Source organism: Aurantibacter sp., from assembly GCF_039941195.1.
GTDB lineage: Bacteria > Bacteroidota > Bacteroidia > Flavobacteriales > Flavobacteriaceae > Aurantibacter_A.
In genome coordinates this window covers 1-14763 of the sequence record NZ_JBDVFA010000021.1, presented here as the reverse complement: position 1 = coordinate 14763, position 14763 = coordinate 1, and the positions used below count along the sequence as shown (strand labels likewise).

At 34.3% G+C, this 14763-nt stretch carries 10 protein-coding genes and 1 rRNA gene; 6 read left to right on the top strand and 5 right to left on the bottom strand.

What is annotated here, in order from left to right:
- Positions 1-20: 20 nt before the first annotated feature.
- The 4 genes from ABJF52_RS03805 (at position 21) to ABJF52_RS03790 (ending at position 5856) form a co-directional block, all read left to right on the top strand.
- Positions 21-587 carry a sigma-70 family RNA polymerase sigma factor gene (locus ABJF52_RS03805; RefSeq protein WP_348146521.1) on the top strand — a complete coding sequence of 189 codons (567 nt, stop codon included), beginning with the start codon at positions 21-23 and terminating at the stop codon, positions 585-587.
- Positions 588-1325, top strand: coding sequence for a tetratricopeptide repeat protein (locus ABJF52_RS03800; protein ID WP_348146519.1), 738 nt, complete (start codon positions 588-590; stop codon positions 1323-1325).
- Between the two features lie 395 nt (positions 1326-1720).
- Positions 1721-3055 carry a S8 family serine peptidase gene (locus tag ABJF52_RS03795; protein WP_348146517.1) on the top strand — a complete coding sequence of 445 codons (1335 nt, stop codon included), beginning with the start codon at positions 1721-1723 and terminating at the stop codon, positions 3053-3055.
- A 68-nt stretch (positions 3056-3123) separates the two neighbouring features.
- On the top strand, positions 3124-5856 hold the full coding sequence (locus tag ABJF52_RS03790; protein WP_348146515.1) for a CHAT domain-containing tetratricopeptide repeat protein: 2733 nt from the start codon (positions 3124-3126) through the stop codon (positions 5854-5856).
- 5 nt (positions 5857-5861) lie between these two features.
- On the opposite strand, the gene ABJF52_RS03785 is transcribed toward ABJF52_RS03790, so the two are convergent.
- The 5 genes from ABJF52_RS03785 to ABJF52_RS03765 form a co-directional block, all read right to left on the bottom strand.
- Positions 5862-6560 (bottom strand): hypothetical protein, encoded by a 699-nt coding sequence (locus ABJF52_RS03785; protein ID WP_348146513.1) that lies wholly within the window; start codon positions 6558-6560, stop codon positions 5862-5864.
- 13 nt (positions 6561-6573) lie between these two features.
- Entirely contained in the window at positions 6574-7917 is a 1344-nt protein-coding gene (locus tag ABJF52_RS03780; RefSeq protein ID WP_348146511.1) for an OmpA family protein, read from the bottom strand.
- A gap of 227 nt (positions 7918-8144) precedes the next feature.
- The gene (locus ABJF52_RS03775) at positions 8145-8747 is read right to left on the bottom strand and encodes a ribonuclease HII (protein WP_348146509.1); all 603 of its coding nucleotides are present in this window, start codon (positions 8745-8747) and stop codon (positions 8145-8147) included.
- 18 nt (positions 8748-8765) lie between these two features.
- On the bottom strand, positions 8766-9770 hold the full coding sequence (yiaK, locus tag ABJF52_RS03770; RefSeq protein ID WP_348146507.1) for a 3-dehydro-L-gulonate 2-dehydrogenase: 1005 nt from the start codon (positions 9768-9770) through the stop codon (positions 8766-8768).
- Positions 9771-9821: 51 nt separating this feature from the next.
- A complete protein-coding gene (locus tag ABJF52_RS03765; protein WP_348146505.1) occupies positions 9822-10835 on the bottom strand; it encodes a zinc-binding alcohol dehydrogenase family protein in 1014 nt (337 codons plus the stop codon).
- Positions 10836-11191: 356 nt separating this feature from the next.
- On the opposite strand from ABJF52_RS03765, the gene ABJF52_RS03760 reads away from it, so the two are divergent.
- Together ABJF52_RS03760 and ABJF52_RS03755 are read left to right on the top strand one after the other, a co-directional pair.
- Positions 11192-13177: a putative porin gene (locus ABJF52_RS03760; RefSeq protein WP_348146503.1), complete on the top strand. Its 1986-nt coding sequence runs from the start codon at positions 11192-11194 to the stop codon at positions 13175-13177.
- A gap of 676 nt (positions 13178-13853) precedes the next feature.
- Positions 13854-14763: ribosomal RNA gene (locus ABJF52_RS03755) — 16S ribosomal RNA — on the top strand; the annotation flags it as partial.

The following is a 14763-nucleotide window of genomic DNA, read 5'->3' as shown; positions in this document are numbered from 1 at the left end:
TCTCAATTGAAACACATTAAATGGAAAATGAAATAGCAGCGATAACACTTGAAGACTTAAGAAAAGGTTCAGATGCAGTACTTAAGAAAGTATATGAAGAGAACCGAGACAAGTTTTTAAATTTTGCCAGACGTTATAATTTAACAGAGGAAGAGAACATAGATGTTTATCAAGATGCATACGTCATTTTTTATGAGAACATAATGAGTGGAAAGTTAGAAACATTGACTAGTAGTATTTCTACCTATCTATTCGGAGTTGGAAAATATTTGATTTTTGATCAAATGAGAAAGAATAAAAAAACAGTAGGCGAAAATTTTGATTTATCTAGAGTTGGTGAGTCCGACGAGTTAGTAAGTACTTTTGAAATGGAGAAGCCTGGTCTAACCACAGAACAGCAACTATTGAAAAAATATTTTAGTACACTCGGAAAGAAATGTCAAGAATTATTGACCCTGTTTTATTACCGTGGTTTTACCATACAAGAAATTATGGAAACTGGCGGATACAATAGCGAGAATGTCGTAAAAAGTCAAAAGTCTCGTTGTATGAAAACCTTAAAAGAAAGAATTACAGAAAATAGGTAAATGATGGATAAAGAACAGTTGCTTTTAGATTATTTCGCAAAAAACTTGACCCCCGAACAAGAACAACAATTCAATGAACTGTTGTCAACCGATTCGGAATTCAAGCAACAATTCGATTTTGAAAAAGATTTGCAAATTGTCATACGTGATAAGAAATCTAACGATTTAAAGTCGAAACTAATAGATTTTGAAAATGAGCGAGTAAAAGATGTGCCGGTAAGGACATTAAAGCCCAATTATCGAAAATGGGCTATGGCTGCTTCAATAGCTTTAGTCGTAACACTCGGTTGGTTAGGATATAACAATTTTTCTGGTCCTAATTATAGTTCAATGTACGAAGAGAATTATCAAGAATACCCAAATACGGTTTTTGCGATAACCAGAGGGGAAACAATAGAGTCTATTGAGCGAGATGCTTTTGTGGCGTATGAATCTGGTAATTATCAAAAAGCTATTGATGAGTTTAATAAAATTCCTTCTGATAATCGCGAAGAATATTTGACCTTATATATAGGTTTGTCCTATTTAGGACTAGGTGATGTACAGGAAAGCAGGCTTTATTTTGATAATTTAATTTCATCAAATTCAGAATATACACCAGAGGCGCTTTGGTATTCAGCCTTAATTGCAATCAAAGAAAAAGATAAAGAAAGTGCTGTGAATAGTTTAAAAGCACTCACTTCTAAGTATGATTTTCAAAAAGATAATGCTCTGGAGTTGATTAAGGAATTAGAATAGTCCAAAACTGTTTTTGCAATATTGAATAGTGCTTTAAAGTTATGATTTTAAGTTACTTCGGTTTTTAAAAGGCTTCTTTCTAAGAAGTCTTTTTGCAATATATGCACTTTTAAATTTAATTTTCTGTCTCTTTTGAAGGATTATACCTTCAAATAATGAAAAATAATGAATTCTAAACCACTAGTTTCTTAAGATTTCTTATATTTCGATGCACTACTTGTTAACCCCACAAAGATTCTCCCATTAAGTAGTAGCATTCTTAAAATTAACTATATATCGAACTGCAAAATAGCGGCCTACATCGTAGTGCTATGATGACTATGGTCATGCTATTTTGTACTGAATAAATATGTCATTTTAAGTTTGTTGAAATAAGTCAACCTAAAAATTAAATTATGAGAAAGAGTGTATTAGTAGTACTTGCAATTGGGGCTATCGGTCTACAAAGTTGTACTAAAGATTTTTGGAAACATCATGGACATGGTCACGGTCATGACGATGATGATATTATTAGAGTTGTTGTTGATGAAGGATTAGAAGACCAAGGGCCAAATATTATTATGTCTCCCAATAAACTAGTTATTAGTTTTGATTCTGGTTTAAGTCCAAATCAAAGACAAGAAATTCGAGAAGACTTTTCAGTTACGGTAACAGAGAGTTGTAATTGTGGCGATACCAATATTGAACGTTGGACCATCGATACGAATGAATTAGAAATTGAAAGAGCCGTAAGTAGATTAAGAGGTAGTTCAGGGGGGAATGATGTAGAAGGTGATCAAGATTTTGAAATTGTTTTACCAAGAGTATTAGGTGATTTTGCTGGTCCAAATGATTTTGATCAAGGTGAACAAGAGGGAGTTGTTGAATTTGTGCCAGAAGGAGATGAGGTTAATATTGCAGTAATCGATACCGGTCTCGATTATATTACCTATGATTTTGGGACAAGTCCCTTTTTGTATAATGCAGAGCCGAGTTGTTTTGACACCTATTCTGGATGGAATTTTATAACAGAAACGAACGATGTAATTGATCGTCATGGTCATGGTACTTATGTGACAAAACTAACGATGTCGGTACTGGAAGATGCAGGAGTCGAATATAATATTTTACCTCTAAAAGTTTTTAACGGTAGTGGCGAAGGCTCGTTATTTAATGTAATCTGTGCGCTGGGTTATGTACGTGACATACAAAGTAATGGCGGTGATATTAATATTGTAAATGCTAGTTTCGGTGGAGCTATGTTACAAGAAGACATTGAGCAACATGTTGTTTTAAATCAAATTTTAGAGGATTTGAAGAGTAAAGATGTTTTAGTTGTTGCTTCAGCTGGGAACAAAGGGGAGGATAATGATGCAGGAGCAATAGGACATTTTATTTCGGGTAATTCTGCGGAAAATATTTTTGCAGTTGGTGGCTATGATGATACTAGTGGAAGCATAGAGGTATCTTCAGAATCAAACTTCGGTAATAAAAGTATTGATGTCGCTGTTCCTTTTGGAGGCTATGGGGTAGAGCTTCTCAATGCTTCAAATGAAGTAGTGCAAGCTACATTAACGGGTACTTCCTATGGTGCGGCTTATATTAGCGGTTTTGCAGGAAATTATTATATCATGCAAGGTTCGGAAGGCGTAGATTTAAAAGACGATATATTAGACGATAGTAACTTTACGGATACCGAGTCTGGTTTAGATGGTAAAATAAAAGACAGTAAAGCCATTATAGTAAATTAATTAATGCTATATAAAGTATTAAGCCTATGCAAATTGCATGGGCTTTTTACGTTTATTATATTTAACATATGAAGAACTTAATGCTGTGTTTTTTATTGCTATCTACATTTTGTTATGGACAACATGATCAATTATTGAACATTATAAATTCGGATGCTGAAATTGAAGTGATACAGAAAAAGATAGATTCGTTTTTCTTAGTACATCAAAAAAGTTCGTCAAAAAGTATTTTGGCAGACTGCTACCATGATTTAGGTAGTAAATGGTACTATTCAATTTGGCACGAAAATGGGAAGATTGAGAATATTCAGAATGCTATTGAAGTTACTGAAAAGGCATCTGCTTTAAAAAAGAACTTAGATAGTTTAGACTACGATTCCCTAAAGAAGTCGTTGTATAATCTAGGGTATTTTAATTCAGTAAATGGTAATATTTTTGAGGCTATTGACGCTTATACTGATTTGATTGATTTAGGGAATGATGAGAGAAGAACACAAAATGCAAGACGTGAACTTGGAAGGTGCTATCGCTTAATTGGAGATTTTCATAAGTCTATTGAGAATTTTCAAAAGGTATCCGATTTTTATAAAAATGATTCACAAAATAGCTATAAGTATATTGATGCCAATATAGATATAGCCGGTACCTATGAAAAAATGGGTTATGAAGAATATTCAGTTGAAATAAAAACTCAAGTTGAAAAAGTAGATACTTTGTTTAAAATTCAAGCAGTTGATAGCGATATTTACCAACAACTTCAGACAATGCAAATTGAAGGGAATCGGTTGCTGAGTATAGGCAATTACAATCAAGCAATTCAATACCATTCAAAAATGCTTGGTGAGCATTTAGAGCTGTCATCATATGATTTAGCACGAGTTTACAATAGTATTGCATTTTCTCAAATGAAACTTGAGAATTTCGATTTAGCTAGAGAAAACCTATATAAAGCTATAGAACTTGATTCAGCTTATAGCGATCCCTATGAAAACCTAGGAGATTGGCATCTAGCGCAAAATGATTACAAAAAAGGCCTCTATTTTTATCAAAAAGCAATTGTCATGGCTTCTGGTGAGAAAAAGGAAATCATGTATGACAAACTACTTGCAAAAAGTGAGTTAGAGCTTGCCTCGAATAAAGTTTCAATTTTAAATCATATTGTAACCAAGGCCAATGGTTGGATGCAATATTATGAGTACGATGGTAACACAAGTCATCTAGATTATGCTTTAAAAACCTTCGATTTAGCGGATCAATTGGTTGATATTATTCGTGCAGAGAGTTCGGAAGAACAGTCCAAATTGTTTTGGCGTGAAAAAGGATCTTCTTTATATATGAAGGCAATTGAAGCTTGCTATCATTTAAAAAAGCCAGCGCGCGCATATTACTTTATGGAGCGCAATAAAGCACTACTATTATTGGAAAATGTTACCAACGAACAAGCAAAAGAAATTGCAAGCTTACCAGATGCTATTGCCAAACGAGAATTTGAATTAAAGCGCGCCATTTTTCTGGCTGAAAATAAACTACAAAATAGTGAATTGGCTGAGGAAAAGAAAGCCGAGCTGAAAGATGAAGTCTACAAAAGCAAAAGACGGTTCGAACAATTTTCAGATTCAATGATTGTGAATTTTCCGAATTACGCTAACCTGAAAAAGAATGTAGAAATACTATCACATCAGTCTTTTAAAAAATCTTTTGTTTCTGAAGATGAGGTTGTTTTACAGTATATTTTAAACGACGAACAAGGTTTTGGGCTATTGACAACTAATGCAGAAACTGTTTTTTATGAGTTAGAAAATATAGAAGGACTTAATGAGAGCATAATAGAATTGTACGGGCAATTGACCGATTTGGTTTCTAGTCGAGAGAAAATTAAAAAATTTAATACAAACTCTAATTTCGTTTTTAAGGAGTTAATTCCCGATAAGGTATATCAAAAAATAAAAGGTAAAAAGTTGACCGTTGTTAGTGATTATATTTTACAACAACTTCCTTTTGAAACTTTAGTAACTAATGCGGATACAAGTCATTATTTGATAGAAGATACCGATATCAGATATGCATATTCCATGTCTTATTTAGATGCTAAAAATCAAATTACGATTCATCCAGAAAAAGAACTTTTAGGCATAGCACCTGTTAGTTTTGCTGCATTACTACTGCCTGATTTAGCATTTAGCGGAGAAGAAGTTACGGAAGCACAAAAAATATTTGAAGGACAATCTTTCTTGCATGAAGCGGCGACAAAACAACGGCTATTAGATAATTTAAATGATTATCGGATTATTCATCTTTCTACCCATGCCGATATTAGTGAGAAACAGAATCACTGGATAGCACTTAATGACGAAAAATTGTATTTAAATGAAATATATGCAAATAAAAACCAGGCAGATATGGTAGTTTTAAGTGCATGTAATACCTCATTAGGTGAACTTAAAAAAGGCGAGGGTGTAATGAGTTTGGCAAGAGGGTTTTTTCACTCAGGAGCAAAAAGTGTGGTCTCATCACTTTGGACAACAAATGACAAGGCTAGTAAGGATATTATGACCGCCTTTTATAAAGAATTGAATAAAGGATTAACAAAATCCGCTGCACTTCGAAATGCTAAAGTGGAGTATATTAATAAATATAGGGGCACAAATATTTCGCCGGCATATTGGGGGGCGCTAGTTGTTATTGGTGATAATTCACCCATTCAAAATGTGGGTCTTTTAAACGGTAATTTAAAATGGGTGATATTGTCTTTGCTGTTTTTAGCAGCTATTTTTGTATGGTTACGAAAACGAAGGTCCTAAGTTTTTTATTTGCTATACTTAGTTAATTCCATTTTATTTTCTAGGTTGCCATTTTTCTTATAGGTTTCACTTTTTATCATACCTACACCTTCAGCCAACCAAGTTTTGGTTTGGAATTCTATGTTGGCTCCCATTGCTTTAGAAGTGTTTAGTTCCGAAAGAATATAACAGTCAAAGGTTCCTGCAGATGTCGTTACACTTTCTTTATTCTCCACTTTTCTATTAGTTCGGTCCACGGATACATTCATATTAATCCCAGACATACTCATAGCCATAGTAACGTTAGCATCTGGTAATTCTTGACCCACATTTAAATCATTTGGAATCTCAATATCGGTGCCGGATATGTCCATTTCTAGCCCCATTTCTGTATACTGCTTCATCATTTGTGATGGAAAAAGAGATTCATAATCTAATTTTACAATACCGTTTTCGCAACTGAACGTATAGTCGGTTTCAAATGCTTGTTTACCTTTTTTGTCTTTGAATTTTAGATTAAAAGTAGCTGCTGTGGCAGTGCCTACTGAGCGAACTTCTGAAATGAGGTAATTAATAGTGCCGTCAACTTTTCCTTTTTTATCCAAATTTGTATATTCAAATGTGCTACCTTCTTTTAGCGGATAAAACTTGCTGCAGCTCTCTTGAGCAAATGATACGCCAATAAATAAAAGGGATAGTATTACTGTTAATGAGATATTTTTCATTGTTTTGTGTTTTTTAAAGTTTAATAAATTCTACGCGTCGGTTTTGCGCCTTTCCATCCGCAGAAGAATTATCTTCCACTGGTTCTGATTCGCCTTTTCCGTCTGTTGATAATCTTTCTGAAGATACATTATAAATAGTAACTAAGGCATCTTTTACAGCTTCGGCTCTTTTCTGGGATAACTGCATATTTTTATTGTCATCACCATCGGCATCAGTGTGACCTACAATTTTAAGTTTTAGTGATTTGTCTTGTTGTAGTACTTGATAAATCTGACGGATTATACCCATAGATTGTGGTTGAATAGTTGCTGATCCGCTATCAAATAAAATACCATTCGTTGAAATTTTTCCATCTGCAAGTAGTTTTCTTCGTAAGTCTATACCGCCTTTAGCAATCTTTATGTTTCCAATAAGTATAGATTCTTTTTCCGTGTCAGTGCCACGTAATTTAAATTTAATACCCTGCATTTGCGTATTAGAAGGAAGTAGTCTAGGAACATCAATAAATTTATTTTCGTTTATCCATAATCTAAATCTTTCTTTATTAACTGCTACAGAGATATGGTGTTTTTCAGAAACTATGCTGCGGATATCAGCATTAACTTCATTTCGAATTACTCTTTTAGAGGCAATATTATTTTCTACAACTACACCTCGTCCAATAAATTGACAAAAAGAGTATTCCACCATTCCAAAATTTGTTCCTTTTTTAAAGGTGTTATTGTCGCTTACTACAATGCCAAGATACGATTGTGATGAGGTATTTTTATCTAAACCTGTAGCTAGTACATCAAATTCTAATGTGAATTCTTCAGGTAAATTTGTTGCATCCGGAATATATGCGGTATTATAGCCAGGAAGAAGTTTAAGCCATTTGTTAGGGTACTCATCAAGCGTAACTAATTCTCCACTTCCATTAGTGTTCCATCGAGCAGGAAAGTCTCCTATAAAATCGTTAGAAAAGTCATCAACGAATATTGGAGTGTCACCAGGTACAAAGTCGAACTTGCTGTAAACCTTAATAGTTTGAGCAGTATTAGCCTTTGCAGTGCCAGATGGACTAGTCTCATTTTGGTCATTAGAAACGGAGTCATCAGTTTGTGTGGGATTTTCGTTTTCCGTAGGTAATGGTTGTTTTTGCTTTCCATTTCCCTCTCCTGATTCAAAAATACTGTCTAAAGCTTGGTCTGTTTTTTCTGATGTTTCTTGTTCTACTCTACGTTCTACAGTTCTTTCGGCAGCTCTTTCAGCGGCTTTACCTAATTTTTTCAGAAATTGAGCTTCACTAGTTTGGGAAACTAGGAGTAGACCAATAATGAGCAAAAATTGTTTTAAATAAGATGTGCTTTTTTTCATTTTAATCGGGGTTTAGTCAATATATAGTTTAGGGTTAAGCAAGATTGGAGCTTAACTAATTATATGATTTAATGACAAAAATTTGTAAAAGGTTAACATCAAAACTAAATGATGAATTCTTTTTATAATGAAAACTTGTATTTCTTGGACTTGAAAATTGTCTAAATGGTAGCAGAATATGTATGAATGGTAAAAAAGTGCTTATTCCTACATGTAAGAATACGGAGCTATAGGAGGATTTTGAGTTCAAGCTGCTCAGGAAGCATTCTAAAACTTTTTCGATGATATTTTGTTATCCCAAATTCTTTAATGGCTTCACGATGTTCTTTAGTTGGGTAGCCCTTATTTTTTTTCCAATTATACATGGGGTATTCCAAATGAATTTTTTCCATGTAAGCATCTCGATATGTTTTAGCCAATACTGAGGCAGCTGCAATGTTTAAATATTTGGCATCGCCTTTAATAATACATTCGTGAGGGACTTCTTTAAAAGGTTTAAATTTATTACCGTCTACAACAATAAATCTAGTTCCTGATTTAAATTGAGCTATGGATTTATGCATAGCCAAAATCGATGCGTTTAAAATATTGATTTCGTCTATTTCTGTTGGATAAACATGTGCTACTCCATATTCGATTGCCGAGGCCTCTAATAATGGTCGTAATAAATTTCTTTTATTTTCTGAAAGTTGTTTGGAGTCGTTAAGAATTTCGTTTTTAAATCCTCGAGGGAGTTTAATAGCTGCAGCAGTTACGGGCCCCGCAAGACAACCTCGCCCGGCTTCATCCGTGCCTACTTCATCGAAGAATTTAAAATATCTTTTTAGCATTAAAATTTTCTAACAAATTTAAATTCTTGCTAAAAGTTTATTCCAAACGTCATCATTAACAACAATACCATCTTTCATATGCTGAGCTCTTCTTTTCCTGGTCTGACTACCAGGATATTCAATAGTGCCACCTTCCTTTTCAGGTATGGCATTTGTAACATGATTAATAATCTCATCAACCAATTCTTTATGCTTGTTGTCAGTATTCATTTGTTTAGCATCGAAACAAATAAATACTTGTGAAAGTCCATATTCAGCTTCCATCTCACCAATTTTAGCAGTAGACTTTCCAGATGATAATAACGTTACAAGTAGGTCAACTAAGATTGAAAGTCCAGACCCTTTCCAATAACCGGTAGGTAATAATCTTTTAGAATCTAAAATCGCTTGTGGATCCGTGGAAAGTTCACCTTCTGAAGTATATCCGCCAGGAAAAGGTAAATCTTTCCCATTCATAGCTAAATTTTCCATTTTTCCATAAGAGAATTGAGATAATGACATGTCGAGTACTATATGGCCTTCTTCCTTTGGAACAGCAACAATTAATGGATTGTTACCTGTATTTGCTTCTTTTGCCCCCCATGTGGGCATATTAGGAGAAGTATTTGTAAAACATAATGCTATGCATCCGGCCTCAGCAGCCATCCATCCATATGTTCCTCCACGCATCCAATGACTTCCATTTTGTAATGCAACGCAACCCATTCCAGATTCTTTAGCTAACTCAATTGCCCGTTTTATACAGAAATCTGCATTTAAAGGCCCAGCTCCTAATTTGCCATCCCATCTTTCAAAACTTCCCAAGGCTAATTCTCGTTCTGGTTGAACTCCTAATTGAACATAGCCATCAGTAATTGTTTTAATAAAAACAGGAAAGCGATTGATACCATGTGAATGGTATCCATCTGCAGTTGAATCGGCAAATATTTTGGCACATAATTCAGATTCTGATTCTGAAAATCCGCTATCAGAAAGAATCTGTTTAAAAACATCTACAAGTTGAGAATAGGTAACAAGAGCCATAATAAATTATATACGAATTAATAAATAGTAAATTAATAAAGGTGAGGTCATTTACAGCGTAAGTATAGCTTTTACAACTCCAGTTTCCGGCTTTAGCCACGAATCGAAATTCTCAATCATTTCATCAAAAGAAACTTCATGCGTAACATATGCTTCTGTTGGGAATACACCACTTTCTAAAACCTCTTTTACTTTAAGCATATCTTCGATAGTAGCATTCCTGCTGCACATTAATGTAGTTTCTTTACTATGGATGAAAGGATGGTTAAAAGTTAAATCACCTTTATGATGACCAACAAGTACATATTTACCACCATGTGCCATATAATTCACTCCAGATTCCAAAGCTCTTTTATTTCCTGTAGCATCAATAACCACTGTTGGAAGTTCATTGTTGTTACAAGCCAATAAATTTTCTAACGGATTATCAATAGCATTCACTAAATGTTCAACCCCAAATGCTTCTTTTGCAAAATTTAGTCGTTGATCATTTACATCCATGGCTATAACATTGGCTCCTGCAACTTGTGCTAATTTAATTATGCCAAAACCAATAGGTCCACATCCAATAACTAAAACAGATTCTCCTTTTTTAATATCAGCCCTTCTTAAACTGTGGGCGCCAATAGCCAAAGGTTCCACTATTGCAATTTCTTTATCATTTAAAGATCCAGCAGGTAATAGAATGTCTGTTGGTAAACTAACAATTTCTTGCATTCCACCGTCAGTATGTACACCTAATACAGCAATATTGGTGCAGCAATTCGTTTTGCCGTTTCTACAGGCAACACAATTTCCACAACTTAAATAAGGCATGATAATAACATGGTCACCAACTTTTAAATTTTGCTCATTTGCATCAATTTCTAAAATCTCAGCTGCCAATTCATGGCCCAATATTCTAGGATAAGTAAAAAAAGACTGGTTTCCTTGGAAAGCATGAAGGTCAGTTCCACAAATGCCAACTTTAGTGATTTTGAGTAAAGCTTCACCAGCTTTGCGAGCTGGAGCTTCTTTTTCATCCATTAAAAATGTACCAGGCTCTTTACAAACTATATATTTCATCTGTTTTTTCTATTTTGATTAAAGATTTGTGCTCTATAAGAAAATGTTATACTCAAAATTTTAGAATGTCTAAAGTATAAGTTTATGTTGCAAGTCGCAAAATAAGTTGAAATAAAACAGAATTCATTTAGAATGGCTATAATTTTATAGCTAAAAATAGATCTTCTTTATTGTTAATTATAGTTTGGTATTAGTTAGTAAAACTTTCACACCGCATTAACATCAAAAAAATTAACTTTGTCCTTTTAAAGAGCTTTTCTAAATTTAAGTTTAGAATGTATTTGTGCTATCGAATTAAACCTGTTAGTAGAGCAGGTCGAGTCTAATTTCCTCCATAGGAGGATACATTTATGTTAATGAGATATTTCTTATTCTTTATTTCTTTTTTTTTCGGAGTTTCTCTTTTGGCACAAGAAGGACAACGTCCACCAAGAAAAGAAAAGGATTCAACGCAAGCAGAAAATAAAGGAAGACCTACACCATCAGGAGATAAAGAAAAAGAAGAAATAGAAATCTCAATTAAAGATTATAAAATTATTTCTCATTCCCGTGATACTACCTTTCTAGATACTACCTTAACTATACAAAAAGAATACAAATACAATTATCTGCGAAAAGATAATTTTGAATTAATGCCTTTTGCAAATATTGGTCAACCTTACAATAAATTGGGTGTAGATTTTGAACGTTCAAATATGTTTCCAAAAATAGGGGCGAAGGGAAAGCACTACAATTATTTTGAAACTGAAGATGTTGACTATTATAATGTACCTACCCCTGTTACAGATTTGTTTTTTAAAACCACACTTGAAGAGGGTCAATTGTTAGATGCTATGTTAACTTTTAATACTTCTCGTCGATTAAATTTTTCCATAGCATATAAGGGGTTTCGGTCATTAGGTAAGTATCAATACAATCAGGCAAAGTCAGGTAATTTTAGAACTACCGCTAATTATGAAACTAAAAATAGACGATATAATATAAGAGGTCATATAGTTGCGCAGAGTATTGAAGGGGAAGAAAACGGAGGTATAAATAGTAAGGAAGAACAATTTGAATCTGGCAATACAGAATATTCTGATCGAAATCGAGTAGATGTTTTATTTGCCGATGTTACTAATAAAATATTAGGGAAGAGATATTTTTTTGACCATCAATATAAACTATTGCGAAAAACAAAAGATTCGAGTAGAACAGAAAAAACATCTTTGGCAATAGGTCATGTTTTTAATTATGAAACCCGTTATTATCAATTCGATGATGGGGCAGAAAATGAATATTACGGTTCAGCGTTTTTAGATGAAATTAGTGACAGAGCTAGACTCAAAACAATGAACAATGAATTTAATATGAAATTCAGCAATGCAAAGCTTGGAATCTTAGAAGGAAACCTATCCTTATATAACTATAATTATTACTTCAATAGTAGGTTAATTACTGATAATCAAATTATCGAGAACCAATTAAAAGGAGAGGAAGTTATTCTGGGTGCTAAATATAGAAACCAAATTGGAGGTTTTAAACTTAATGCGGATGTGAAGTATACGCTTTCTGGAGATTTAACGGATAACATAATGAAAGCTACTGCTGAATATCGTTTAAATGAAAACATTAATTTAAAAGCTACAGTGCACGCATCTGCAAGAATGCCAGATTTTAATTTTTTATTGTATCAAAGTGAATACGCCAATTACAATTGGCAGAATCCAGATGTTTTTGAAAATGAAAAGGTCAATGGAGTTCAATTCGATTTAGAATCTAAATTCTGGGGTAACCTTTCTTTAAATTATTCTACAATTGATAATTATTCATATTTCGGGGTTGATCAAAATGAAATAGAAGACGACTATGAACAGTCTGCGATTAAGCCTTTTCAAGAAAGTGGCGTAATCAATCACACCAAACTTAAGTATAATAAAGAGTTTAGGTTGGGTGGTTTTGCATTAAATAATACTGTAATGTATCAGAATGTTTCACAAGCCAATCAGGTGTTGAATTTACCACAAGTAGTTACAAGAAACACTTTGTATTTTTCTTCAGATGTGTTTAAAAAAGCTATGTATATTCAAACAGGAATAACATTAAAGTATTTTACAGCATATAATATGGATGCATATAATGCTGTTTTGGGTGAATTCTATATTCAAAATAATGAGGAGTTGGGTGGTTTTCCTATGCTCGACTTTTTTATAAATGCAAGAGTACAGCAAACAAGAATTTACTTAAAAGCAGAACATTTTAATTCTAGTTTTGGCAAGACTAACAATTTCTATGCTGCTCCGAATTATCCATATCGAGATTTTGTAATCCGTTTTGGGTTAGTTTGGAATTTCTTTTCGTAAATTATTTCTTAGGTAATTGCTTTTTTCTAGGCTTCAAATTGTCTTTTTTTAAAAAAAAAGAATTTCATTTTTTTTCTTAGTGCTTAAGAAAATTGCAATGAATCTTGGAGGATTTTAAATATGTTTTGCTCATAATTTTTGAGTACTTCGGTAATGGCCCTTTGTGATAAGAATGCATTTATATTGGTAAAGCAATCATTGTGTGATTTTTTTCAAATTTTTATTAGTGTGTAACAAGCTGTAATGTAGGGGGTTGAAATTTATTTCAAAAATTATTTTAAAATAGTTGTTTGATAACTAAAAAACAGTGTTACATTTGCGCCCCGCTAGCGAGATATTTAGGTATTGAGTTAGTTGGAAATTGCGAAATAAACGTTCATAAAAATTGTGCTGAATTGTGTTAAGATTGGGGAATTAATTTTTTTCAAAATAAAGTTTGGCAGATCAAAAAACAGTTTTATATTTGCACCCGCTTTGAGGCAAACGTTTTGAGGCGATTGATAAAAGTTCATATACATATTGTAGAGACAAATTAGGTTTTATATTTCGATATAAAGTTTAATTGAAAAGATAAACAGCAGCTCTAAAATTTATTTTAGAGAGTTTAAGAATTAGATCGAGAAACAGGGCTGGGAGAATTATTCATAAGTTGAAGCTTTAACATATTTAAGAATCGACAATGAAGAGTTTGATCCTGGCTCAGGATGAACGCTAGCGGCAGGCCTAACACATGCAAGTCGAGGGGCAGCGGGAGTAGCTTGCTACTTGCCGGCGACCGGCGCACGGGTGCGCAACGCGTATAGAATCTACCCTTTACTGAGGGATAGCCCAGAGAAATTTGGATTAATACCTCATAGTATGTTTTTATGGCATCATATAAATATTAAAGGTTACGGTAAAGGATGACTATGCGTCCCATTAGCTAGATGGTAAGGTAACGGCTTACCATGGCTACGATGGGTAGGGGCCCTGAGAGGGGGATCCCCCACACTGGTACTGAGACACGGACCAGACTCCTACGGGAGGCAGCAGTGAGGAATATTGGACAATGGGCGAGAGCCTGATCCAGCCATGCCGCGTGCGGGAAGAAGGCCCTATGGGTCGTAAACCGCTTTTATACAGGAAGAAACCTATTTACGTGTAGATAGCTGACGGTACTGTAAGAATAAGGACCGGCTAACTCCGTGCCAGCAGCCGCGGTAATACGGAGGGTCCGAGCGTTATCCGGAATTATTGGGTTTAAAGGGTCCGTAGGCGGGCCATTAAGTCAGGGGTGAAATACTACGGCTCAACCGTGGAACTGCCCTTGATACTGATGGTCTTGAATAATGGTGAAGTTGCCGGAATATGTAGTGTAGCGGTGAAATGCATAGATATTACATAGAACACCGATTGCGAAGGCAGGTGACTAACCATTCATTGACGCTGATGGACGAAAGCGTGGGTAGCGAACAGGATTAGATACCCTGGTAGTCCACGCCGTAAACGATGGATACTAGCTGTCCGGGACCTTGAGTTCTGGGCGGCCAAGCGAAAGTGATAAGTATCCCACCTGGGGAGTACGTTCGCAAGAATGAAACTCAAAG